This is a genomic window from Pseudomonas sp. GM84, from assembly GCF_000282535.1.
Taxonomy (GTDB): Bacteria; Pseudomonadota; Gammaproteobacteria; order Pseudomonadales; family Pseudomonadaceae; genus Aquipseudomonas.
The window spans coordinates 12,944-36,210 of record NZ_AKJC01000092.1; the positions used below are offsets into that span (position 1 = coordinate 12,944).

The following is a 23,267-nucleotide window of genomic DNA, read 5'->3' on the forward strand; positions in this document are numbered from 1 at the left end:
CCGAACATGCTCAGCAAGAAAGCCCGCAATATTGTGCTGCTCGCGCTGATCGCTGCCCTGCTGGTGGCGATCGGGTACTGGAATGTCAGCCCTGAAAGCTTCCTCGACAAGCCCGTGGCGCAAGTTGATGAAAGCGCCATCGACTATTACGCGATCAACGCCCACAGCCTGCAGTTTCTTCCCGATGGCAAGCTGCAATACGAGATGACCGCCGACAAAGTCGAACACCTCAAGGCCAGCGAAGTCACACTGGTGACCACGCCCGACCTGCACATGTACCGGGGCACCGAGTACCCGTGGCACGTGCAGAGCGTTCGCGCCGAGGTCAATCCCGACGGCAGCGAAGTCGAACTGATCGACAAGGTGCGTGTCGCACGCACTGACGAAAAACAGCGCGAAACCATCATTACCAGCTCGCGCATGACCGTATTCCCACAGAAGCAATATGCGCAGACCGAGCAAGCCGTTAGAATCGACGGCGCCGGTGGTACGACCACGGGCAAGGGAATGAAAGCGTATTTGAAAGAAGGCAGGATGGACCTGCTCTCTAACGTAAGAGGACAGTATGAGGCTCGTTAAAACCCTCCCCCTTTTGCTCAGCCTGAGCGCAGCACTGGGAAGCGCGAGCGCCTTCGCCCTGCCGACCGACCGTGACCAGCCTATCCGCATCCAGGCCGACAACGCGCACCTGGACGACAAGCAAGGCGTGGCCACCTACACCGGTGACGTGATCATCACCCAAGGCTCGATGATGATCAAAGGCAACACCGTGACCATGACCCGCGCCGCCAACGGCGACATCGACGTGGTGACCTCGGTGGGCAACCTGGCCTACTTCGAGCAACAGCAGAGCACCGCCAAGCCTGACAAGATGAAGGGCTGGGCCGTGACCATCCAGTACCAGGCACAGAAAGACACGGTGATCCTCACCGACCGTGCCAAGGTCGAGAACGAAGGCAACACCACCGAAGGCGAGAAGATCGTCTACAACACCAAGTCCCAGGTTGCGACCGCCGGTCGCGGTGGCAACGTGACTCAACCACGTCAGCGCATCGACATGGTGATCCAGCCGAAGAAGAAGGCCGAGTAAATGGCAACCCTCAAAGCCCAGCACCTGGCCAAGAGCTACAAGAGCCGGCAAGTCGTGCGCGACGTCAGCCTGTCGATCGACAGCGGGCAGATCGTCGGTCTGCTCGGCCCCAACGGCGCCGGCAAGACCACCTGCTTCTACATGATCGTCGGCCTGGTCCAGGCCGATCAGGGCCGGGTTCTGATCGACAATCTCGATGTCAGCCACCAGCCGATGCACGGCCGTGCCCGCGCCGGTATCGGCTATCTGCCGCAGGAAGCTTCGATCTTCCGCAAACTGTCGGTGGCCGACAACATCATGGCGATCCTCGAAACGCGCAAGGACATCGACCGTGACGGCCGGCGCAAGGAGCTGGAAAGCCTGCTGCAGGAGTTCCATATCAGCCATATCCGCGACAACCTCGGCATGAGCCTGTCCGGCGGTGAACGCCGCCGCGTCGAGATTGCCCGCGCGCTGGCGACCGCACCGAAGTTCATCCTGCTGGACGAACCCTTTGCCGGCGTCGACCCGATTTCCGTTGGCGACATCAAGCAGATCATCTACCACCTCAAGGCCAAGGGCATCGGTGTACTGATCACCGACCACAACGTCCGCGAGACCCTGGACATCTGTGAAACCGCCTACATCGTCAACGATGGCCAACTGATCGCCGAGGGCGATGCCGAGACCATCCTGGCCAACGACCTGGTCAAGGAAGTTTACCTGGGTCACGAGTTCCGACTCTGAGCCCAGATGTGCCTGGAGCACTGGCAAACCGCTCCTGACGGGGCTTAAGTTGTTACAGCGCTCTAGGCAAACGCTACAATTTAAGGCATAAAACTTGCTTGAATTAGGCGCTCCGGCGCCCTCATGTAGTGGATGGCGCATGCGCGCCGGCGAACAAGGTATTTAGCCCCAGCCATGAAACCATCGCTCGTCCTAAAAATGGGCCAGCAACTGACGATGACTCCTCAGTTGCAACAGGCCATCCGCCTACTCCAGCTTTCCACCCTGGACCTGCAGCAGGAAATCCAGGAAGCGCTGGAGTCCAATCCGATGCTCGAACGCCAGGAAGACGGCGAAGACTTCGACAACAGCGACCCGATGGCGGACAACGCCGAAAACAAGCCGGTCGCCGAAGTCCAGGACAACAGCTTCCAGGAAAGCACCAGCAGTGCCGAAAGCCTGGAGGACGGTGAGTGGAACGAGCGAATCCCCAACGAGCTTCCGGTCGATACCGCCTGGGAAGACATCTACCAGACCAGCGCCAGCAGCCTGCCGAGCAACGATGACGACGAGTGGGACTTCACCACCCGCACATCGGCCGGCGAGAGCCTGCAGAGCCACCTGCTGTGGCAACTGAACCTGGCACCGATGTCCGATACCGATCGCCTGATCGCCGTCACCCTGATCGACAGCATCAACGGCCAGGGCTACCTGGAAGACACGCTCGAAGAGATTTGCGCAGGCTTCGACCCGGAACTGGATATCGAGCTCGACGAGATCGAAGCCGTGCTGCACCGCATCCAGCAGTTCGAACCTGCCGGCGTCGGCGCCCGCTGCCTCGGCGAATGCCTGCTGCTGCAGCTGCGCCAACTACCCTCCAGCACACCCTGGATGAGCGAAGCCCAGCGCCTGGTCAGCGACTTCATCGACCTGCTCGGCAGCCGCGACTACAGCCAGCTGATGCGCCGCATGAAGCTCAAGGAAGACGAGCTGCGTCAGGTGATCGAGCTGGTGCAGAGCCTCAACCCGCGCCCTGGTTCGCAGATCGAGTCCAGCGAACCTGAATACGTGGTGCCCGATGTGATCGTGCGCAAGGACAGCGAGCGCTGGCTGGTCGAGCTGAACCAGGAAGCGATCCCGCGCCTGCGGGTCAACCCGCAGTATGCCGGCTTCGTCCGCCGCGCCGACACCAGCGCCGACAACACCTTCATGCGCAACCAGCTTCAGGAGGCACGCTGGTTCATCAAGAGCCTGCAGAGCCGCAATGAAACACTGATGAAGGTCGCCACCCAGATCGTCGAGCACCAGCGTGGCTTCCTCGACCACGGTGACGAAGCGATGAAGCCGCTGGTACTGCACGATATCGCCGAAGCGGTAGGCATGCACGAGTCGACCATTTCGCGGGTCACCACGCAGAAATACATGCACACGCCCCGCGGCATCTACGAACTGAAATACTTTTTCTCCAGCCACGTCAGCACCGCCGAAGGCGGAGAATGCTCGTCCACGGCGATCCGCGCGATCATCAAGAAACTGGTTGCGGCGGAAAATCAGAAAAAGCCATTGAGTGACAGCAAGATCGCTGGTTTACTGGAGGCACAAGGCATCCAGGTAGCCCGTCGCACCGTCGCCAAGTACCGCGAGTCCCTCGGCATCGCACCGTCGAGCGAGCGCAAGCGACTGATGTAGCCCCTGGGTGTGCCACAGCGTTTGTGGGGCAGGTGCAATACCTGCCTCTTTATGCACGGGCAACAAAGGAGAAGCTGTATGCAAGTCAATATCAGTGGACAGCATGTAGAAGTCACCCAGCCGCTACGCGATTACGTGCTGGAAAAGCTCGCCAGGGTGGAGAGTCACTTCGACAAGATCACCAACGTGCAGGTCATCATGAAAGTCGAGAAGCTGCAGCAGAAGGTCGAAGCGACCCTGCAGATTCCCGGCGGCGAAGTGGTTGCCAACGCAGAACACGAAGACATGTATGCAGCGATCGACGCCTTGGCCGACAAGCTCGACCGCCAACTGAAAAAACACAAGGAAAAACAGCAAAGCTTGCTGCAAGGTGCAGCCGCCCGCTGATCCCCCTCATCCATGATCCGACTTGAAACCATCCTGACCCCCGGCCGTTCCCTGGTGAACGTGCCGGGCGGCAGCAAGAAGCGCGCCCTTGAAAAGGTCGCCAACCTGATTGCCGAACAAGTACCCGAGCTGGAGATGCAAGACGTCTTCGAAAAGCTGATCGCGCGGGAAAAACTCGGCTCCACTGGCTTCGGCAATGGAATCGCCATTCCCCACTGCCGGCTTGAAGGGTGTTCTTCACCCGTCAGCGCCCTGCTGCACCTGGATGCTCCGATCGACTATGACGCCATCGATGGCGCGCCGGTCGATCTGTTGTTCGTACTGCTGGTGCCGGAGGCTGCTACTGATGCCCATCTGGAACTGCTGCGCCAGATCGCCAGCATGCTCGACCGCAAGGAAGTTCGCGAGCGCCTGCGTGCCGCCCACAGCAGCGAGGCCCTGTTCCAGGTTGTCCTGGACGCACAGAACGAGCACTGAACATGCGCCTGATCATCGTCAGCGGCCGGTCCGGCTCCGGCAAGAGTACCGCCCTCGATGTGCTGGAAGACAACGGCTTTTACGTCATCGACAACCTGCCGGCCGGCTTGCTGCCGCAACTGGCGGAGAATGCGTTGATCAACACCGAGCTGCTGCAACCGAAAGTGGCCGTCTCGATCGATGCGCGCAACCTGCCCAGCCATCTGTCACGCTTCCCCGAGCTGCTTGCCGAAGCCCGCGGCCGCCATATCCAGTGTGATGTGCTGTTTCTCGATGCCGACGAAGAGACGCTGCTCAAGCGCTTCTCCGAAACACGCCGGCGCCACCCGTTGACCAACGCCGACCGCTCGCTGGCCGAGGCGATCCGCGTGGAAAGCGAGCTGCTGGGACCGATCTCCGATCTTGCCGACCTGAAGATCGACACCACCAGCCTCAACCTCTATCAACTGCGCGACACGATCAAGCTGCGCCTGCTCAATCAACCCGAGCCAGGCACCGCTTTCCTGGTCGAGTCGTTCGGTTTCAAGCGCGGCATGCCGGTCGATGCCGACCTGGTGTTCGATGTACGCTGCCTGCCGAACCCGTACTGGAAGCCCGAGCTGCGCGAGCACTCCGGCCTCGAACAGCCGGTCATCGACTACCTCGCCGCTCAGCCGGACGTCGAGGAAATGTTCAACGACATTTCCAGCTACCTGCTCAAATGGCTGCCACGCTTCGCTGCCAGCAACCGCGCTTATGTCACCATCGCCATTGGCTGCACTGGCGGTCACCACCGTTCGGTCTATATCACCGAACGCCTTGGCAAGTTGCTGCAGCAGTCTCTGAAAAACGTCCAGGTCCGCCACCGCGACCTCTAGCCCACAGGATCCGCCCCACGATGCCCGCCCGCGAAATCACCATCATCAACAAGCTGGGGCTGCATGCCCGGGCGGCAGCCAAGTTCGTTGGCGTGGCCGGGCGCTTCCCTTGCCAGGTGCGGGTGGGGCGTGCGCCAGACAAGCTGGTGGACGGCAAGAGCATCATGGCCGTGATGATGCTGGCGGCGGGCAAAGGCACCCAGGTGCACCTGCATACCGAAGGGGAGCAGGACAACGAAGCGCTGGAAGCGCTGGTGGCGTTGATCAACAACTATTTCGACGAAGGCGAGTAACTCGCTCGCATCCTGGCTGACTGCTCTGGCTCTATCGCCGGCAAGCCGGCTCCCACAGGTTCAGCGCGACCTTCAAGCTTTGCGCAATTCCTGTGGGAGCCGGCTTGTCGTGGCGACGAACCGCGTCGATAGGGCCAGTAGATCCAATTCAAGACATCGCCGTATCCATCACCATCATCAGGCAGAAGCCGATGCACAGCCCCAGGCTGGCCAGCCGGTGATGCCCATTGCTGCGTGACTCGGGGATGATCTCCTGGGTCACCACCAACAGCATCGCCCCCGCTGCACAAGCCAGGCCAAGCGGCAGCAGCAACTCGGCGACATTCACCAGCCAGGCACACAGCACCGCCGCCAACGGCTCCACCAGGCCAGACGCGGCCCCGATCAAAAACGCCTTGAACCGCGGCATGCCCGCCCCCGCCAGCACCAGCGCAATCACCAGTCCCTCGGGCACATCCTGCAAGGCAATGCCCATCGCCAGACTGTCGGCATCGGCCATGCCACCACCGGCCGATACGCCGATGGCCATGCCTTCGGGAATGTTGTGGGCAATGATGGCGATCACGAACAGCCAGATCCGCGCCGCAATCACGGGTTGCCGATCGTTACCGACCAGCGCCTCGGGCGATGCACCCGACACCTTCAAATCGACGGCGAACAGGCACAACGCCCCGAACAGCAAGCCGAAGCTGATCAAGCCACCAGCGCCCCATGGGCTGAAACCGATTGACCGGGCAGCATCGAGCCCCGGAATGATCAAGGAAAACGCGGTGGCCGCCAGCATCACGCCGGCACCGAAACCCAACAAGGTATCGGCCAGGGCCACCGGCATGTTGCGAATCACCAACACCGGTACCGCACCCAGCGCCGTACCCAGCGCACACAGTGCGCCGCCCTCGAGGGCGCGCAGCATGCGCGGCTCCAGGTCCAGCCAGGCAATACCCCGCGCCACCAGCAGGGCCGTGCCGACCAATAGCAGCAGCGTGCCTATTGCCAACCGGAACAGGCGCACACTACCGACAGACATCACCTCCGAGCGCATACCGGATCGACTCACTTCAGGGTTTCGAGGTAACGACGTTCCACTTCCGCCCAATCGATGACGTTGTAGAAGGCCCCGATGTATTCCGGGCGACGGTTCTGATACTTCAGGTAGTAGGCATGCTCCCAGACATCAAGGCCAAGAATCGGCGTATTACCGTGCATCAAGGGGCTGTCCTGGTTGCCGCTGCTTTCCACCACCAGCGAGTTTTGCGGCGTGACGCTCAGCCAGGCCCAACCACTGCCGAACCGAGTCAGGGCGGCCTTGGTGAAGGCATCCTTGAACGCTTCAAAACCACCCAGCTCGGCCTCGATGGCCTTGGCCAGCTGCCCCTGCGGCTGGCCGCCACCCTGCGGTGACATGATGGTCCAGAACAGCGAATGGTTGGCATGGCCGCCACCATGGTTGATCACCGCGCCTTGCAGCTTTTCCGGCAATTGCTTGACCGCACCGACCAGCTTCTCCACCGGCCACTCGGCCCATTCGGTCCCTTCGACGGCCGCGTTCAGGCCGTTGACGTAGGTCTGGTGATGCTTGGTGTGGTGGATCTCCATGGTCTGGGTATCGATGTGCGGTTCCAGCGCGTTGTAGGCATAGGGCAACGCAGGCAAGGTATAGGGCATGTCAATGGATTCCGTAGACGGGGGTTCGGGGGGCCGCTTCACCCCGGGAGGCCAGTTCGCTGGCCCCCGGGGCTTGGCGGTTGAGCAAGCGCTCGGTACGCGGGTACTGGCCGTACTCGGCAATGAAACCGAGCAACTCGGTGTAGGTGCGCCCGCTGTGGCGCAACGCCGCATCACGCAGCGCCTGCGACAGACGCGGCTCCTGGCTGGCCTGCAGCAAACGCTGATGCGCGGCGCACAGGTAGTCGGCGCTTTCATGCGGCTGGTTCAGGCGCAGGTGCAGGTCGGCCAGGTTGTGGTGGGCGATGACGAAGGCCGCCACCGCTTCGTCGACGTCATGCCAGCGCTCGAACAGCACCTGAGCCAAGGCCAGGGCTTGCAGGTAATGTTCCCGGGCGTCCACCAGCTCGCCCTGTTCGAACAGGCGGTTGGCAGCTTGCGTGGTGCGTTTCCAGTGCTGCATGACGTATCTCCTGGGCGCTGACGCGGGTCAGATGCCGCCAGCGGTGAGTTTTTCCGGGTTCAGCAGCGCTTCGAGCTGGTCGCGGGACAGGTCGGTGTGCTCCAGCGCCACGTCGATGATCGGACGGCCCTGCTGGTAGGCGGTCTTGGCGATCTCGGCGGCCTTGAGGTAACCAATGATCGGGTTCAGTGCAGTGACCAGGATCGGGTTGCGCGCCAGGGCTTCCTTGAGCTTGCCCTCGTTGACCTTGAAGCTGGCGATGGCCTTGTCGGCCAGCAGTCGGCTGGCATTGGCCATCAGCTCGATGCTCTCCAGCAGGTTGCGGGCGATGACCGGCAGCATCACGTTGAGCTCGAAGTTGCCCGACTGGCCGGCGATCGCGATGGTCGCGTCGTTGCCGATCACCTGGGCGGCAACCATGGCAGTGGCCTCCGGGATCACCGGGTTGACCTTGCCCGGCATGATCGAAGAGCCCGGCTGCAAGCCTTGCAGTTCGATTTCGCCGAGGCCGGCCAGCGGGCCGGAGTTCATCCAGCGCAAGTCGTTGGCGATTTTCATCAGTGCCACGGCGGTGGTCTTGAGCTGGCCGGACAACGCCACGGCAGTGTCCTGTGAGCCGATCAGGGCGAACAGGTTCTGGCCGGGGGTGAACTCGACCTGGGTCAATGCGCTGAGCTGACGCGCGAAGCCGGCAGCGAATTGCGGGTGGGCGTTGATGCCGGTGCCTACGGCGGTGCCACCCTGGGCCAGGGCCTGCAGGCTCGGCAGCGTGGCTTCGAGGTGCGACTTGGCGCCGTTGATCTGCGCTGCCCAACCATCGAGGACCTGGCTCATGCGCACCGGCATCGCATCCATCAGATGGGTGCGGCCGGTTTTCACGTACTGATGCACCTGCGCCGACTTGCTTTCAATCACCTGCACCAGATGGCGTAGCGCCGGCAGCAATTGCTCATGCAGGGCCAGCGCGGCACTGACGTGAATGGTGGTGGGGATGATGTCGTTGCTGCTCTGCCCACAGTTGACGTGGTCGTTGGCGTTTACCGGCTCGCCGAGTACGCGGCTTGCCAGCGTGGCAATCACCTCGTTGGCGTTCATGTTGGAACTGGTGCCGGAGCCGGTCTGGAACACATCCACCGGAAAGTGCTGGATGAAGCCTTCCGCCAACAGCTGCTCGACTGCCTTGACGATAGCCTGGCCCTGCCCTGCCGAGATCTGCTCCAGTTCGATGTTTGCCTTGACTGCCGCAGACTTGGCCAGCAGCAAGGCGCGAATGAACTGGGCTGGCATGCGCTGCCCGCTGATCGGGAAGTTGTCGACCGCGCGCTGGGTCTGGGCGCCGTACAGGGCCTGGGCCGGCACCTGCAGTTCGCCCATGCTGTCACGCTCGATACGGGTATCACTCATCATCAAATCCTTGCATCAGTTCATCGGGAGAAATCGACGGCAGCAACCGGCAATTGGCCAGTTGCAGTGCATAGGGCTGCCAGCGCTGGTTCTGTTCGCGACGATCGAGATTGCGCAGGTCGAGCAATGGGCGCCAGGCCTGGTCGAGGCACAGGCAGCGCCAATGCCACGGCAGCATGCGGTCGCTGGCGGTATCCAGGAGCAGGCGCAAAGAGGTCAACGCCACTGTCCATGGCGAGGTTTCGGTGCAGCACACCAGATAGCGGCCTTCGGCCAGGTAGTGCTCGATCAGGCGTGGCTCGTCGGGTTCGAGCGCACAGCGGATGCGCCGGCTGAGCCAGCGCCAGTTTTCCAGGTAGGGCAGTTCGCGCAGGACGGGTTTCATGAACATCATCGCCGGGGTTACTGGATAATGATATTCATTATTAAGTGATAAATAGAATCACTTCAAGTGAATGCGACGAAAGTAAAAACCCGGCGCGGGGGCCGGGTTCTGGGAATCAGCTTGCGTTTGCTGCGCTGTACCGGCCTCTTCGCGGGACAAGCCCGCTCCCACAGGCTCTCCGCAGCCCTAAGCTGCAGTGAAACCCTGTGGGAGCGGGCTTGTCCCGCGAAGAGGCCGGTACAGGCGAAGAATCAGCTGCCGGCGACCGTCATCCGCTCGATCAGCACCGACCCTGTGTGAATATTGCTGCGGGTCTCAAGATCGCTACCAATGGCGACAATTTGCTGGAACATGTCCTTCATGTTGCCGGCAATGGTCACTTCCTGAACGGCATGCTGGATCTCGCCATTCTCCACCCAGAAGCCCGCCGCACCACGGGAGTAGTCCCCGGTCACCATGTTCAGGCCATGGCCCATCAACTCGGTCACCAGCAGACCACGCCCCATGCGGCGGATCAGCGCCGCCTGGTCTTCCACACCATGGGTGACATAAAGGTTGTGCACACCGCCGGCATTCGCCGTGCTCGGCAGCCCCAGCTTGCGCCCGGAATAGGTGCCCAGCAGGTAGGACACCAGCTCGCCTTTGTCGACGAACGGCTTGGCATAGGTTGCCAGGCCATCGCCATCGAACGCAGCGCTGCCCAGCGCTCGAGGAATATGCGGACGTTCATCGAGGGTCAGCCAGCTGGGGAACAGGCGTTGCCCCATGGCGCCGTCGAGGAACGACGACTTGCGGTACAGGTTGCCGCCGGAAATGGCCGACAGGAAGCTGCCGAACAGGCCACCGGCCAGCTCGGCGGAAAACAGCACCGGCACCTCGCAGGTGGGTACCGGGCGTGCACCGAGGCGGCTGGCGGCGCGTTGCGCGGCGCGCAGGCCGATGCTGCGTGGGTCGGCCAGCAGGTTGCCCTGGCGATTCACGTCGTACCAGTAGTCCCGCTGCATCTGCCCATCGCCCTCGGCGATCATCACGCAGCTCAGGCTGTGCCGGGTGGAGGCATAACCGCCGATGAAACCATGGCTGTTGCCGTATACCCGGCAGCCTTGGTGGGTGTTCAAGGTCGTGCCATCGGCATTGAGAATACGCGGATCGGCGTCGAACGCCGCTGCCTCGCAGGTCAATGCCATTTCAATCGCCTGCTCCGGCTCGATATCCCAGTCATGGTAAAGGTCGAGGTCGGGAATCTCGCGGGCCATCAGCGCGGCATCGGCCAGGCCAGAGCATTCATCCTCCGACGTATGCTTGGCAATGGCGAGGGCGGCAGCAACGGTTTCGCGGATCGCATCCGGGCCACTGGCCGAGGTGCTGGCCGAGCCCTTGCGCTGACCGACATAGAGGGTGATACCAAAGCCCTGGTCGCGATTGAACTCGACCGTCTCGACTTCACGCTGGCGCACCGTGGTGGACAGGCCCTGCTCCAGCGACACCGCCACCTCACAGGCGCTGGCACCTTGCCGGCGCGCCTCGGCGATGATCGCTTCGACCTGCTCCTGCAACGCTGGCAGGTCCTTGGGGCCTACGCTCTGGACTGCACTCATGGTTTTCTCCACTCAAATTCTGCGTTCGGCGAGGGTCATTCTACGACCGGGCCGGACAAGCGGCCCCCGACTGGTTATCATGGCGGCGATTTCTAGCGGACTGCCACCATGGTTGATTCATACGACGACGCCTTCGACGGCGAAAAAAGCAAAACCCAGATCAAGCGCGAGCTGCATGCGCTGGTCGAACTCGGCGAGCGCCTGACCACGGTCAAGGCCGATACCCTGGCGCGCCTGCCGCTGACCGACGAGTTGCGCAAGGCCTTGGCCGAAGCCTGCAAGCACACCGCCCATGGCGCGCGCAAACGCCACATGTCGTTCGTCGGCAAGCTGATGCGCGACCAGGACCTGGACGCGATCCACGCGGTGCTCGACCAGATCGACAGCTCCAGCCGCCAGTACAACGAGCGCTTCCACGGTCTGGAGCGCTGGCGCGACCGCCTGATCGACGGCAACGACGAAGACCTCGAGCGCTTCGTCAACGAGTACCCCGACACCGACCGCCAGCAACTGCGTTCGCTGATTCGCCATGCCCAGCACGAAAAAGCGCGGAACAAACCGCCCGCTGCTGCCCGCAAGGTGTTCAAGTACATCCGCGACCTCGACGAAATTCAGCGCGGCCTGCGCTGAAGACAGTCGCCTGGGGCTGCCATGCAGCCCCAGTGCAGCCATCACGCGCCGGTACCACCGACGGTGATCGCATCCAACTTCAAGGTCGGCTGTCCAACCCCTACCGGTACCGACTGCCCATCCTTGCCACACGTGCCCACACCACTGTCCAGCGCCAGGTCGTTGCCGACCATCGATACCCGGCTCATGGCTTCAGGGCCGTTGCCGATCAACGTCGCGCCTTTGACCGGAGCGGTGATCTTGCCGTCCTCGATCAAGTACGCTTCGCTGGTGGAAAACACGAACTTGCCGCTGGTGATGTCCACCTGACCACCCCCGAGGTTGGCGCAGTAGATGCCTTTCTTCACCGAAGCGATGATTTCCTGCGGGTCGCTTTCACCCGCGCGCATATAGGTGTTGGTCATGCGCGGCATCGGCAGGTGTGCATAGGATTCGCGGCGACCGTTGCCGGTCACGGCCATGCCCATCAGGCGGGCATTGAGCTTGTCTTGCATATAGCCCTTGAGAATGCCGTTCTCGATCAGCGTGGTGCATTCGGTCGGGGTACCTTCATCGTCCACGCTGAGTGAGCCGCGGCGGCCTGCGAGGGTGCCATCGTCGACGATGGTGCACAGGCTCGATGCCACCTTCTCGCCCAGCCGGCCACTGAACGCCGAGCTGCCCTTGCGGTTGAAGTCGCCTTCCAGGCCATGGCCGACCGCCTCGTGCAGCAACACCCCGGACCAGCCGGGACCGAGCACGACCGGCAAGGTGCCCGCCGGAGCCGGGATCGCTTCCAGGTTCACCAACGCCTGGCGCAACGCTTCGCGGGCATAGCCCATGACCTTTTCTTCGGTGAAGAAACGGTAGTCGGTACGCCCGCCGCCGCCCTGTCCACCACGCTCGCGGCGGCCATTCTGTTCGACGATGACGCTGACGTTGAAGCGCACCAGCGGCCGCACATCGGCGGCCAGGCTACCATCGGCGGCAGCCACCAGAATGCGCTCCCAGACCCCTGCCATGCTCACGGTGACCTGCTGAATACGCGGGTCCAGCGCACGGGTGGCGGCATCGACGCGCTTGAGCAGCTCGACCTTCTCGGCACGGCTGAGCACATCCAGCGGGTTATCGGGCGCATACAAGGCCGCCACGTCCTGGCTGCGGAAGGCCTGCACCGTGCCATTCTGGCCGGCCCGGGAAATCGAACGCGCAGCGCGCGCCGCCGAGGTCAGCGCTTCGAGGTTGATCGCGTTGCTGTAGGCAAAGCCGGTCTTCTCGCCAGACTGGGCGCGCACGCCCACGCCTTGGTCGAGGTTGAAGCTGCCTTCCTTGACGATGCCGTCTTCCAGCGCCCAGGTTTCCGAGATCTGGCCCTGGAAGTACAGGTCGGCGGCGTCGATGCCTGGGCCGGCCAACTCGCCCAGCACAGCTTGCAGGCTGTCCAGGGTCAGTCCGCCTGGGGCCAGGAGCTGCTCGCTGACGGTGGATAACATCTGGCTCATAGTCACTCCGAGGTGTGCGCAGGCCGCAAGGCGCCCTGCGAGAAAAAGCGCCGGTGTGAAACCACCGGCATGCGCGCCCGTATGGACGCTTGTTCATCAGTGTCGCGCGTGGCCAGCAGAACCGCTTCGCCATGCGCCTGTTCGGCGACGATCCGCCCCCATGGATCGATGATCGCCGCATGTCCGTGGGTTTCCCGCGGGCCTGGATGGGTACCGCCCTGGGCAGCCGCCAACAGGTAGCACTGGGTTTCGATGGCCCGGGCACGAATCAGCACTTCCCAGTGCGCTGCCCCTGTGACCGCGGTGAACGCGGCAGGTGCCGTAATCAGTTCCGCACCGGCGTCGCGCAAGGCGCTGTATAGCTCGGGAAAGCGCAAGTCATAGCAGACACTGAGCCCCACGCGCCCCACCGGGGTATCGGCTACCACCACCTGGGCGCCATGGGCATAGTCGTCGGACTCGCGGTAGCGGCCACGGTTATCGGCCACATCGACGTCGAACAAATGCAGCTTGTCATAGCGCGCCACCACCTCCCCGTGTTCGTCGATCAGCAACGAGCAGGCGTGGGCCTTGGCTTCGGGACGATCTGCGGGCGGCAGCGGCAAAGTGCCGGCGACTATCCATAATCCGAGGTCGCGGGCGGTGCGTTTCAACCAGGGCAGGATCGGCCCCTCGCCCACCGCCTCGGCCAGGCCGATGGCGGCGGCGTCCTTGCACCCCATGGCCGCAAAGTTCTCAGGCAGCACCGCCAGGCGTGCGCCGCCGAAGGCAGCCTGTTCAAGCAGAGCGCCCGCCCGCTGCAGGTTGGCCAGCACATCGTCCTGGCTGACCATCTGGATTACCGCTGCCTTCATGGGCACTCCCAAGACTACTTGTTGAAGGGTTTCACAAAGGTGATTCTAGGCTCTTTCCACGGCCCCTCGACGCGATAATGCACACTGGCAAAACGCGACACCCGGTCACCTATCAGGCGATCGACGAGGAACAGGGCCCCGCCCACCGCCGGCGCGCCAACGATCAACGCCGCCAATGGCAGGTTGTTGGTTACCGGCAACGTCACTTGCAGCTTGGCGTCGATCCGGTCACGGACCATATCCAGGGTGCCATCGAGCTCGAAGTTGCTCGATGGACCGGTCACGGTGATCGGCTCGCGGGTCACATAGACCCCGTCGCTGGCCACCAGCAGGCCCTTGACCCGGTCGTAGGCCAGGCCCTTGTCGAACAGGTCGGAGAAGTCCAGGCGCAGGCGCCGGCCGATCGAGTTGAAGTTGAGCAGGCCAAATACGCGCAGGGCCTGCGCACTGCCCTCCACCTCGACGAACTGGCCGCTGCGCAAGGCCGCATCCATGCTGCCCGAGAAGCGCTTGAGGCCTACCCAGGCCGGTGAACCCGGCCAGCGGCCATCCACGTCCAGGCGAAAATCGCGGCTGGTCACAGTGGGGGCGAAGCCCCAGGCCTTGAGTATGTCGGCCAGGTTCTTGCCATCCAGGCGGCCCTTGTACCAGCTGCTAGTCGCGCCGGGATTGCCCTCCCAGCCGCCGCTGCCGTCGACGTGCAGCCCCTTGAAGTCCAGTTCGATATCCTGCGCGGCCACGCCGCGCGCGGTCGGCCGCAGTTTCAGCGCCGCATTGCCATACAGGTCGTCGCCGCGGTACAGCTTGTCGATGGTCAGGTCCAGCGCCGGGACTTTGCGGGGGTCGAATGTCGCCAGCGGGTCAGGGCCTTCCTCGGGCTGGGCCGGGGTCACCTCGGCGGCAGGCAGGCGCAAGGTCTGCAACCGTACGTTCATCGCTGCGGCCTTGGCATCCGGCAGACGGGCGTTACCGATCACTTCCTTGCTGTCCAGGCGCAGGTTCCAGGCCGGACCACTGCGTGCCAGGCGCACCACCGCCTGGTTCAGGTCCATGCCGAAGGCTTTCAACTGACCGATGCTGAGGTCGACGCTCTGCAGGTTCTGCCGGGCATTGCCACCCGGGTCATTACCGGCCAGGCGCGACATCTGCTCCTGCCAGGGCGCCAGGTCCAGCTTTTCCAGGCGCCCGCGTACCCGCAGGCCCTCGCCGGCGGGCAGCTGCGCATCGCCAGTTCCCAGCAGCAGCTCGCCACGGCCCTGGCCCTGCTTGTCGGCCGGTGCGGCATAGGTGAAGCGGGCCACATCGGTGTACGCAACGTCGAAGCGCCGCTCCGCCCCTTGCAGGTTCATGCTGAAACGGGTGTCGCGGGTATCCTGCGCGGCCTTGCCGAACGGTGCCGGCAGGTCGATGGCCAGGCCCTTGAGTGACGAGCTCACGCTCAAGCTGTTGTCACGACTGCCCAGGTTGACCTGCAACTGGTACGGCAGGTCGCCCGAGGCAGGCAACGCCTGCTTGAACTGCAACCAATCGGTCAGGGCCTTGAGCGATGCCTGGCCCTTGGCGTTGATGCGTGTCTGCATCTGCCCGGCCTGCCCCTCGGCGGTGATCTGCGCGGTAACCGGCTTGCCAAACGCCTGCAGGGCGATGTTCTTGCCGCTCAGCCCTTTGTCGAAATCGAAGCTGAAATCCCCCTTCAGGCGGCTCAGGTCCAAGCTCGGTGGCGCAACCTTGAGACGGGCATTGTTAGTGGCGAAGTCCACTTGTACTTTCGGCCGCTGGCCATGAGCCAGGGGAATGTCGAGCTTGACCTTGCCCTTGAGCGGCCCTTCGCCCTCCCAACCGGCGAAGATCTCACCCGTACCGATCGGCGCCTCCTTGAGAATTTTCAAGCCATCGCCGAGCGTGCCGTCGAAATCACCGTCCAGGAACAGGTGGCTGTGCTGATTGCCGTCGACATGGGGAATATCGACACTGATATCAGTGACCTTGGTGTCCAGCAGCAGACCCTTGCTGGCCTTGATGCGCACGCCGCTGTCTTCGATCAGCACGTCGCCATCGACGTGCTGTACCTGGGGCCAGCCAGGCTGGAAGTCCAGCGCCGCGTCACGCACTTTGAAGAACAGGCTGATGCTGCGTGCCTCCGGCGTCGCGCCATGGTTGAGCGAGCCCTGGTACTGGAAATAGCCCTGGTCCACATTGCCTTTGACGATGGCGCTGCGCAGCCAGTCGTCGAGGGCCGGGCTGAGCACCTCCGGCAGGTACTTGGCGGTGTAGCGACCGTCGCCTTCGGTCAGGCCGACGCGCAGGTCCATGTAGCTCTCGGCGCCTTCGGTGAACAGCAGGCGAATCAGGAAATCGCCGGCGATCCTGCCCTCTTCGCCCAGGACCTTGAGGTAGGGGGCGATCAGGGTAAAGCCGTCTTTGTCGAGGGCGTAGGTCAACCGGGCATTGGCTTTCTGGTAGTGCCAGGGTTTGGCGAAGATCGGGTACAGATGCAGCATGAACGCGTCGGTATCCAAGCGCAGTTCACCGTGCCCCAGGTCGCCGCTGATACTGCCGCTGACATTGCCTGCGGCAGGTGCGCCGTGATAGGCATCGAAGCCGACCTTCTCCAGGTTGGCGGCGAATTGCAGCCGCTGGTCGCCTTCAGCCTTGGGCCGCACCTCCAGCCGCACGTTGCGCACCGCACCGGTAACCTTCAACCCATCGACCACGGCCCTGAGTTTTTCCGGCAGCGGCGCCAGTGCGTCGATCAGCGGGGTCAGCGGGGTCAGGTCCAGGCGGTCTGCCTGCAGCTGCCAGCTTTCACCCGCAGGATCTTGGCCAGGCCGCTGACGCAGTTGCAGGTGCGTTTCCCAGCGGGTTTTGCCGATGTTGGCAGCCAGGGAATTGACCACCACATCGAAACCCTGATCCTGACGCTGGAACCAGGCCGACAGTGCCAGGTTATCCAGGGTGACAGCCTTGCGCTCGGCGTAGGCGCCGCGCAACTGGGGGGCATTGAGGCGAACCACGGCCTGCTGCAGCTGCCCTTTGCTCCAGTCGACCCAGAATTCGCCACCGGCGCGCAGTGCTTCTGCGTGCCACTGGCCCATCAGGCGAGGTGGCAGCCAGTTCGCCCAGTCGCTTTGCGGCAGGCTCAGGTATGCCTCGACCTGGCCATCGCGCCAGGCCTTGGCCGTTGCTCGGCTGCGCAGGTTGACCGCCAGCGGCTGCCCATCGGGCAAGGTCGCGCGCAGGTCGAGGGCCTGGCGCGAGGCGCCGGCTTGCAGGCCGAGGCTCACGTAGGTGAGGGTCAGCGGGTCTCGTTGCCAGGGATGCAGGGTGACCTGGCTGTCGAACACATCGATACGCCCCAGTTGGCGCAGGCGCTGCAGCACCTCGGCCGGGTCCACAGGCGCGTCGTCTTTTTTCGGCAGGCCTTCGAGGGCCCAGGCGCCCTGCTCGTTCTCGCGCAGGATCAATTGCAGGCCACCGAGCTGGATATGCGCCAGGCGCAACTCGCGCGAGGTCAGGCTGGCCCACATGTCGGGCACCAGCTTCACCTCATCGAGGCGCAAGGCCGAGGCGCCCTCGCCCACCTGCAGGTCCCGCACACGCAGCACCGGCGCCAGGCCACTCCAGCGACCTTCCAGGGCACCCACATGCACGGGCATGCCCAACGCCTGCTCGGCTTTGCTTTCAACGTCGGCACGGTACTCCGCCACCAGCGGTACCAGCTCGCGACCGAGGCTGACATACAACGCCACCAACACGGCCAACAGGGCGCAGATGCCCAGGCCCCAGCGGGTCAAGGCAACAAGAACGCGGGTCAGACGTCCCATGGCCATGGCCCTCCGGTTGGTTTATCCATGATGGCCGCTGGCGCCGCTTTTGCCAGCCCGGCCATCACGTGGTGTGCATCAGAAGGCCTCAGAGCAGCACCACATCGTATTGTTCCTGCGAGTACATCGACTCGACCTGGAAGCGGATGGTCCGGCCGATGAAGGCTTCCAGTTCTGCCACATTACCGGATTCTTCGTCGAGCAGACGGTCGACCACCTTCTGGTTGGCCAGTACCCGGTAGCCTTCGGCCTGATAGGCGCGGGCTTCACGGAGAATCTCGCGGAAGATTTCGTAACAGATGGTTTCAGGCGTCTTCAGCTTGCCACGGCCCTGGCAGGCGACGCAGGGCTCGCACAGGACCTGTTCGAGGCTTTCACGGGTGCGCTTGCGGGTCATCTGCACCAAACCCAGCTCGGTGATGCCGATGATGTTGGTCTTGGCGTGATCGCGCTCGAGCTGCTTCTCCAGGGTACGTAGCACCTGGCGCTGGTGCTCTTCGTCTTCCATGTCGATGAAGTCGATGATGATGATCCCGCCGATGTTGCGCAGGCGCAGCTGCCGGGCAATGGCGGTGGCCGCTTCGAGGTTGGTCTTGAAGATGGTCTCTTCGAGGTTGCGGTGGCCGACGAAGGCACCGGTGTTGACGTCGATGGTGGTCATCGCCTCAGCCGGATCGACCACCAGGTAGCCACCCGACTTGAGCGGCACCTTGCGCTCCAGTGCGCGCTGGATTTCGTCCTCGACCCCATACAAGTCAAAAATCGGGCGCTCGCCAGGGTAATGTTCCAGACGATCGGCAATCTCCGGCATCAATTCGCCGACGAACTGCGTGGTTTTCTGGAACGTCTCCCGCGAATCGATGCGAATCTTCTCGATCTTCGGGTTGACCAGGTCGCGCAGGGTGCGCAAGGCAAGGCCGAGGTCTTCGTAGATGACCGTGGGCGCGCCGCAGGTCTGGATCTGGCTGCCGATCTGCTCCCACAGGCGGCGCAGGTAGCGGATGTCCTGCAGGATTTCTTCGGCGCGCGCCCCCTCGGCGGCGGTACGCAGGATGAAACCGCCGGCGTCCTTGATGTTCTCGTTGTTCATGCAGTCGCTGACCACCTGCTTGAGGCGATCACGCTCGGCTTCGTCTTCGATCTTCAGGGAAATGCCGACATGGCTGCTGCGCGGCATGTACACCAGGTAGCGTGAGGGTATCGACAGCTGGGTGGTCAGGCGCGCGCCCTTGGTACCGATCGGGTCCTTGGTCACCTGAACCACGAGGGCCTGGCCTTCATGTACCAGGGCAGTGATGGTCTCCACCGCCGAGCCTTCGCGCTGGGAAATTTCCGAGGCATGGATGAACGCCGCGCGCTCCAGGCCGATGTCGACGAACGCCGCCTGCATCCCCGGCAACACGCGTACAACCTTGCCTTTGTAGATATTGCCGACGATGCCGCGGCGCAGGGTGCGCTCCACATGCACTTCCTGCAGCACCCCGTTTTCCACCACCGCCACACGTGACTCCATCGGGGTGATGTTGATCAGGATCTCTTCACTCATGGCAGGCTCTCGTCAAAGGTCTTCGGTAATGATGGATCGCACGTGCCAGGCTGGCTACCGCTGGTTTGTTACCTCTGGCAAAGCGCCGGTACCTGCCAGCAGGCGATACCGAATTGGGCGAGCATGTCGGCCGTTTCACTCAAGGGCAGCCCGACCACTGCCGAGTAGCTGCCCTCAAGCCCGGTCACGAACACCGCGCCCAGGCCCTGGATGGCATAGCCCCCGGCCTTGTCCGCCGGTTCGCCGCTGGTCCAGTATCGTTGTGCTTCTGCTGTGCTGATCGGGCGAAAACGCACGTTGCTGCTGACACACAGGCTCAGACTGCGCGAACCATCGCTCAGTGCTACCGCGGTCAGTACCTGATGCTCACGGCCCGCCAGCTCGGCCAGCATGGCCAAGGCATGTTCGCGGTTTTCCGGTTTGCCGAGAATACGACCATCGAGCACCACGGCCGTGTCCGCCCCAAGCACCACGGCCGGGCCGGCCAGGTTGGCGAGTCCGGCTTCGGCCTTGGCCAGGGCCAGGCGCTCGACGTAGGCCTCGGCGCTTTCGCCAGGCAGCGGGGTTTCATCGATCGGGGCAGTGGTGACCGTGAACGGCACGCCAATCTGGGTCAGCAGTTCACGCCGACGGGGGGAGCCGGAGGCCAGGTAAAGTGGGTTCATGCAGACATCTCCCTGTCAGTCGCGGCAGCGCCGTCAGTTGATATGCAAGCGCCGGCGCAAGTCGCGCAGGGCAAAACTGATCCATGGCCAGAGCAAGGCGCTGATCACCGCCGACCAGACCAGTGCCAGGGTCGGCAAGCGGTTGCCGGTGAGCGCGCTGAGCCACAGCTGGATGAGCTGGGCGATACCGAAGATCACCAGAATCACCAGGCACTGCTGCCACATCGGGAACATGCGCAAGCGCTGCTGCAGGGACAGCACCAGGAAGGTGATCAGGGTGAGGATCAGGGCGTTCTGCCCGAGCAGGGTGCCGTACAGCACATCCTCGGCCAGCCCCAGCACGAAGGCGGTGGTCATGCCGACCTTGTTCGGCACCATGAGCGTCCAGAACGACACCAACAGCGCCAGCCACATGGGCCGGAACACTTCGAGGAACTGGGGCATGGGCGAAACGCTGAGCAGCAGGCCGATGGCGAACGTCAGCCAGATGACCCAACCGTGGTTACGGCGCGACTTGGCCATCATTGCCTCCGAGGATGAGCCGGCGCTGCGGGCGCCGGGGCTGGGCTGGCGGGGACGGCTGCCGGAGCCGGCGCCGCCGCGGCGGGGGCCGGAGCGCTGGCAGGCGCGGCCTGCTCGCCATTGGCGGCAGGTGGGGTCAGGCTCGTCGCGCCCTTGCGGTCAGCTTCTTCCTGGGCGATCGCGGCGTCGGTGGCGCGCTGCTCCGGCGTGCGTCGGTCGCTGAACACCAGCAGCATGTAGCGGCTGCGGTTGAGCGCGGCGGTTGGGATGGCGCGAACGATGGCGAAGGGCTGGCCGGAGTCGTGGATCACTTCGTTGACCGTGGCCACCGGGTAGCCGGCCGGGAAGCGCTGGCCCATGCCGGAGCTCACCAGCAGGTCGCCTTCCTTGATGTCGGCCGTGTCGGCCACGTGACGCAACTCCAGGCGCTCCGGGTTGCCGGTGCCGCTGGCGATGGCGCGCAGGCCGTTGCGGTTGACCTGCACCGGAATGCTGTGAGTAGTGTCGGTGAGCAGCAGCACGCGCGAGGTGTACGGCATCAGCTCGACCACCTGGCCCATCAGGCCGCGGGCATCGAGCACCGGCTGGCCGAGGAACACGCCATCGCGCTCGCCTTTGTTGATCAGGATACGGTGGGTGAACGGGTTGGGATCGACCCCGATGAGTTCGGCCACTTCAACCTTTTCATTGACCAGCGCCGAGGAGTTGAGCAGCTCGCGCAGGCGCACGTTCTGCTCGGTCAGGGCCGCCAGCTTCTGCAGGCGCCCCTGCAGCAGCAGGGCCTCGGTCTTGAGCTTTTCGTTTTCCGCGATCAGTTCGGTACGGCTGCCGAACTGGCCGGCCACACCTTGCCACATGCGCTGTGGCAGGTCGGTGATCCAGTACGACTCCATCAGCACCAGCCCCATCTGGCTGCGCACCGGCTTGAGCACGTCAAAACGCGCATCCACCACCATCAGCGCGACCGACAGCACCACCAATACCAGCAGGCGAACGCCCAGCGAAGGGCCCTTGGAGAAAAGCGGTTTAATGGGCCGTTCCTCGTGGACGACTCAGGAGGTCATTGGACATGGAAAAACGCACCAGCCTGGTTGCGGGTTGACGGAAACGACGCCCGGAAGGACGCCAGCCCAGCGCATACAGGTAGCACTGCGCGTGCTACCTGTAAACCGGGTACTCGAAAGCTGCGGATATCACTCGCTCGAGAGCAGGTCCATCGCGTGCTTGTCCATCATTTCCAGGGCGCGACCACCGCCACGGGCGACACAGGTCAGCGGGTCTTCGGCGACGATCACCGGCAGGCCGGTTTCCTGGGCCAGCAGTTTGTCCAGGTCACGCAGCAGCGCACCACCACCGGTCAGCACCAGGCCGCGCTCGGCGATGTCGGAAGCCAGTTCCGGCGGCGACTGCTCGAGGGCGCTCTTGACCGCCTGAACGATGGTCGCCAGCGATTCCTGCAGGGCTTCCAGCACTTCGTTGGAGTTCAGGGTGAAGGCGCGTGGGACGCCCTCGGCCAGGTTACGGCCACGCACGTCGACTTCGCGCACTTCGCCGCCCGGGTAGGCGGTGCCGATTTCCTGCTTGATGCGCTCGGCGGTGGATTCGCCGATCAGGCTGCCGTAGTTGCGGCGCACGTAGGTGACAATGGCTTCGTCGAAGCGGTCGCCGCCGACACGCACGGACTCGGCGTAGACCACGCCGTTCAGGGAGATCAGCGCGATTTCGGTGGTACCACCGCCGATATCGACGACCATCGAGCCACGTGCCTCTTCGACCGGCAGACCGGCACCGATGGCAGCGGCCATCGGTTCTTCGATCAGGAACACTTCACGGGCACCGGCACCCAGGGCCGACTCGCGAATCGCGCGGCGCTCAACCTGGGTCGACTTGCACGGCACGCAGATCAGCACGCGAGGGCTGGGCTGCAGGAAGCTGTTCTCGTGAACCTTGTTGATGAAGTACTGCAACATTTTTTCACAAACGCTGAAGTCGGCGATGACGCCGTCCTTCATCGGACGAATGGCAGCAATGTTGCCAGGCGTGCGGCCCAGCATCCGTTTGGCCTCGGTACCGACAGCGACGACGCTTTTCTGATTGCCATGGGTACGGATGGCAACAACCGAGGGCTCATTCAGGACGATACCGCGCTCACGCACGTAAATAAGGGTGTTGGCAGTACCCAGGTCGATGGACAGATCGCTGGAAAACATGCCACGCAGTTTCTTGAACATGGGAAAGTGACCCTGGGGAAAGCGTGGGTAAAAAAGTGCGGCAAACTCTAACAATGGCGGGGATTTTGGGCAAGGAGCCAATATGTTAAATTGGTCGTTTTTCCGAGCATGCCAGCCGATGATCGCGGCTGTATGACCGCCAGAAAGCTGACATGTTCCTCATCACGGACCCTTTTCCGTTCTTTGTTTCCCCTGGAGATTCCCATGGCGCTTGAACGCTGCGACGTGGAAAAGATCGCCCATCTGGCCCGCCTGGGCCTGCATGAAGGCGAACTGCCACGCATTACCGACGCCCTGAACAGCATTCTCGGCCTGGTCGACCAGATGCAAGCGGTCGACACCACCGGCATCGAGCCCCTGGCCCACCCCCTGGAGGCCAGCCAGCGCCTGCGCCCGGACCAGGTCACCGAAAGCAACCAGCGCGACGCCTACCAGGCTATCGCACCCTCGACCGAAAGCGGTCTGTACCTGGTTCCCAAAGTCATCGAGTAAGGGATAGAG

Annotated in this window: 23 protein-coding genes and 1 pseudogene; 10 read left to right on the forward strand and 14 right to left on the reverse strand. The window is 63.3% G+C overall.

The window, feature by feature from the left end; translation table 11 throughout:
• Nucleotides 1-6 precede the first annotated feature (6 nt).
• The 8 genes from lptC (at nucleotide 7) to PMI38_RS07770 (ending at nucleotide 5,498) form a co-directional block, all read left to right on the forward strand.
• Complete coding sequence (gene lptC / locus PMI38_RS07735) at nucleotides 7-579, forward strand: LPS export ABC transporter periplasmic protein LptC (protein ID WP_008092468.1); 573 nt, start codon at nucleotides 7-9, stop codon at nucleotides 577-579.
• Nucleotides 566-1,090, forward strand: a complete 525-nt coding sequence (gene lptA / locus PMI38_RS07740) for a lipopolysaccharide transport periplasmic protein LptA (RefSeq protein WP_008092470.1) — start codon at nucleotides 566-568, stop codon at nucleotides 1,088-1,090. Before lptC ends, lptA begins: the two co-directional genes overlap by 14 nt.
• A complete protein-coding gene (gene lptB / locus PMI38_RS07745; RefSeq protein WP_008092472.1) occupies nucleotides 1,091-1,816 on the forward strand; it encodes an LPS export ABC transporter ATP-binding protein in 726 nt (241 codons plus the stop codon).
• A 174-nt stretch (nucleotides 1,817-1,990) separates the two neighbouring features.
• Nucleotides 1,991-3,484, forward strand: coding sequence for an RNA polymerase factor sigma-54 (locus tag PMI38_RS07750; protein WP_043273222.1), 1,494 nt, complete (start codon nucleotides 1,991-1,993; stop codon nucleotides 3,482-3,484).
• A gap of 78 nt (nucleotides 3,485-3,562) precedes the next feature.
• The gene (gene hpf / locus PMI38_RS07755; RefSeq protein WP_003255135.1) at nucleotides 3,563-3,871 is read left to right on the forward strand and encodes a ribosome hibernation-promoting factor, HPF/YfiA family; all 309 of its coding nucleotides are present in this window, start codon (nucleotides 3,563-3,565) and stop codon (nucleotides 3,869-3,871) included.
• 12 nt (nucleotides 3,872-3,883) lie between these two features.
• The gene (gene ptsN / locus PMI38_RS07760; RefSeq protein WP_008092481.1) at nucleotides 3,884-4,348 is read left to right on the forward strand and encodes a PTS IIA-like nitrogen regulatory protein PtsN; all 465 of its coding nucleotides are present in this window, start codon (nucleotides 3,884-3,886) and stop codon (nucleotides 4,346-4,348) included.
• A gap of 2 nt (nucleotides 4,349-4,350) precedes the next feature.
• The gene (gene rapZ, locus PMI38_RS07765) at nucleotides 4,351-5,205 is read left to right on the forward strand and encodes an RNase adapter RapZ (RefSeq protein WP_008092483.1); all 855 of its coding nucleotides are present in this window, start codon (nucleotides 4,351-4,353) and stop codon (nucleotides 5,203-5,205) included.
• Nucleotides 5,206-5,225: 20 nt separating this feature from the next.
• Nucleotides 5,226-5,498 carry an HPr family phosphocarrier protein gene (locus PMI38_RS07770; RefSeq protein WP_008092485.1) on the forward strand — a complete coding sequence of 91 codons (273 nt, stop codon included), beginning with the start codon at nucleotides 5,226-5,228 and terminating at the stop codon, nucleotides 5,496-5,498.
• A gap of 148 nt (nucleotides 5,499-5,646) precedes the next feature.
• Here the strand turns inward: PMI38_RS07770 and PMI38_RS07775 are convergent, their stop codons facing one another.
• The 6 genes from PMI38_RS07775 to pmbA all read right to left on the reverse strand — a co-directional run bounded on the left by PMI38_RS07775 (nucleotide 5,647) and on the right by pmbA (nucleotide 11,013).
• On the reverse strand, nucleotides 5,647-6,540 hold the full coding sequence (locus PMI38_RS07775; protein ID WP_008092487.1) for a ZIP family metal transporter: 894 nt from the start codon (nucleotides 6,538-6,540) through the stop codon (nucleotides 5,647-5,649).
• An 11-nt stretch (nucleotides 6,541-6,551) separates the two neighbouring features.
• Nucleotides 6,552-7,163, reverse strand: coding sequence for a superoxide dismutase (locus tag PMI38_RS07780; RefSeq protein ID WP_008092490.1), 612 nt, complete (start codon nucleotides 7,161-7,163; stop codon nucleotides 6,552-6,554).
• Nucleotide 7,164: 1 nt separating this feature from the next.
• On the reverse strand, nucleotides 7,165-7,626 hold the full coding sequence (locus PMI38_RS07785; protein ID WP_008092492.1) for a hypothetical protein: 462 nt from the start codon (nucleotides 7,624-7,626) through the stop codon (nucleotides 7,165-7,167).
• Between the two features lie 27 nt (nucleotides 7,627-7,653).
• Nucleotides 7,654-9,030 carry a class II fumarate hydratase gene (locus PMI38_RS07790; RefSeq protein WP_008092494.1) on the reverse strand — a complete coding sequence of 459 codons (1,377 nt, stop codon included), beginning with the start codon at nucleotides 9,028-9,030 and terminating at the stop codon, nucleotides 7,654-7,656.
• Nucleotides 9,023-9,424, reverse strand: coding sequence for a hypothetical protein (locus tag PMI38_RS07795; RefSeq protein WP_008092496.1), 402 nt, complete (start codon nucleotides 9,422-9,424; stop codon nucleotides 9,023-9,025). The genes PMI38_RS07790 and PMI38_RS07795 overlap by 8 nt, the downstream gene beginning before the upstream one ends.
• A 242-nt stretch (nucleotides 9,425-9,666) precedes the next feature.
• Nucleotides 9,667-11,013 (reverse strand): metalloprotease PmbA, encoded by a 1,347-nt coding sequence (gene pmbA / locus PMI38_RS07800; RefSeq protein ID WP_008092498.1) that lies wholly within the window; start codon nucleotides 11,011-11,013, stop codon nucleotides 9,667-9,669.
• Nucleotides 11,014-11,121: 108 nt separating this feature from the next.
• Here pmbA and yjgA point away from each other — a divergent pair, with 108 nt between their 5' ends.
• Entirely contained in the window at nucleotides 11,122-11,643 is a 522-nt protein-coding gene (gene yjgA, locus PMI38_RS07805; protein WP_008092499.1) for a ribosome biogenesis factor YjgA, read from the forward strand.
• A gap of 41 nt (nucleotides 11,644-11,684) precedes the next feature.
• On the opposite strand, the gene tldD is transcribed toward yjgA, so the two are convergent.
• The 8 genes and pseudogenes from tldD to mreB all read right to left on the reverse strand — a co-directional run bounded on the left by tldD (nucleotide 11,685) and on the right by mreB (nucleotide 22,766).
• Nucleotides 11,685-13,124: a metalloprotease TldD gene (gene tldD / locus PMI38_RS07810; protein ID WP_008092500.1), complete on the reverse strand. Its 1,440-nt coding sequence runs from the start codon at nucleotides 13,122-13,124 to the stop codon at nucleotides 11,685-11,687.
• Between the two features lie 2 nt (nucleotides 13,125-13,126).
• Complete coding sequence (locus PMI38_RS07815; RefSeq protein ID WP_008092501.1) at nucleotides 13,127-13,978, reverse strand: carbon-nitrogen hydrolase family protein; 852 nt, start codon at nucleotides 13,976-13,978, stop codon at nucleotides 13,127-13,129.
• Between the two features lie 14 nt (nucleotides 13,979-13,992).
• Nucleotides 13,993-17,808, reverse strand: coding sequence for a YhdP family protein (locus PMI38_RS07820; RefSeq protein ID WP_043273224.1), 3,816 nt, complete (start codon nucleotides 17,806-17,808; stop codon nucleotides 13,993-13,995).
• A gap of 82 nt (nucleotides 17,809-17,890) precedes the next feature.
• Nucleotides 17,891-19,348, reverse strand: a complete 1,458-nt coding sequence (gene rng, locus PMI38_RS07825) for a ribonuclease G (protein WP_008092503.1) — start codon at nucleotides 19,346-19,348, stop codon at nucleotides 17,891-17,893.
• 54 nt (nucleotides 19,349-19,402) lie between these two features.
• A pseudogene (locus PMI38_RS07830) lies at nucleotides 19,403-20,013 on the reverse strand (Maf family protein).
• A 33-nt stretch (nucleotides 20,014-20,046) separates the two neighbouring features.
• Nucleotides 20,047-20,535: a rod shape-determining protein MreD gene (gene mreD / locus PMI38_RS07835; RefSeq protein ID WP_008092508.1), complete on the reverse strand. Its 489-nt coding sequence runs from the start codon at nucleotides 20,533-20,535 to the stop codon at nucleotides 20,047-20,049.
• Entirely contained in the window at nucleotides 20,535-21,566 is a 1,032-nt protein-coding gene (gene mreC, locus PMI38_RS07840; protein WP_081502516.1) for a rod shape-determining protein MreC, read from the reverse strand. The genes mreD and mreC overlap by 1 nt, the downstream gene beginning before the upstream one ends.
• A gap of 162 nt (nucleotides 21,567-21,728) precedes the next feature.
• Entirely contained in the window at nucleotides 21,729-22,766 is a 1,038-nt protein-coding gene (mreB, locus tag PMI38_RS07845) for a rod shape-determining protein MreB (RefSeq protein ID WP_003255163.1), read from the reverse strand.
• A gap of 204 nt (nucleotides 22,767-22,970) precedes the next feature.
• On the opposite strand from mreB, the gene gatC reads away from it, so the two are divergent.
• Nucleotides 22,971-23,258 carry an Asp-tRNA(Asn)/Glu-tRNA(Gln) amidotransferase subunit GatC gene (gene gatC, locus PMI38_RS07850; protein ID WP_008092515.1) on the forward strand — a complete coding sequence of 96 codons (288 nt, stop codon included), beginning with the start codon at nucleotides 22,971-22,973 and terminating at the stop codon, nucleotides 23,256-23,258.
• Nucleotides 23,259-23,267: the final 9 nt, after the last annotated feature.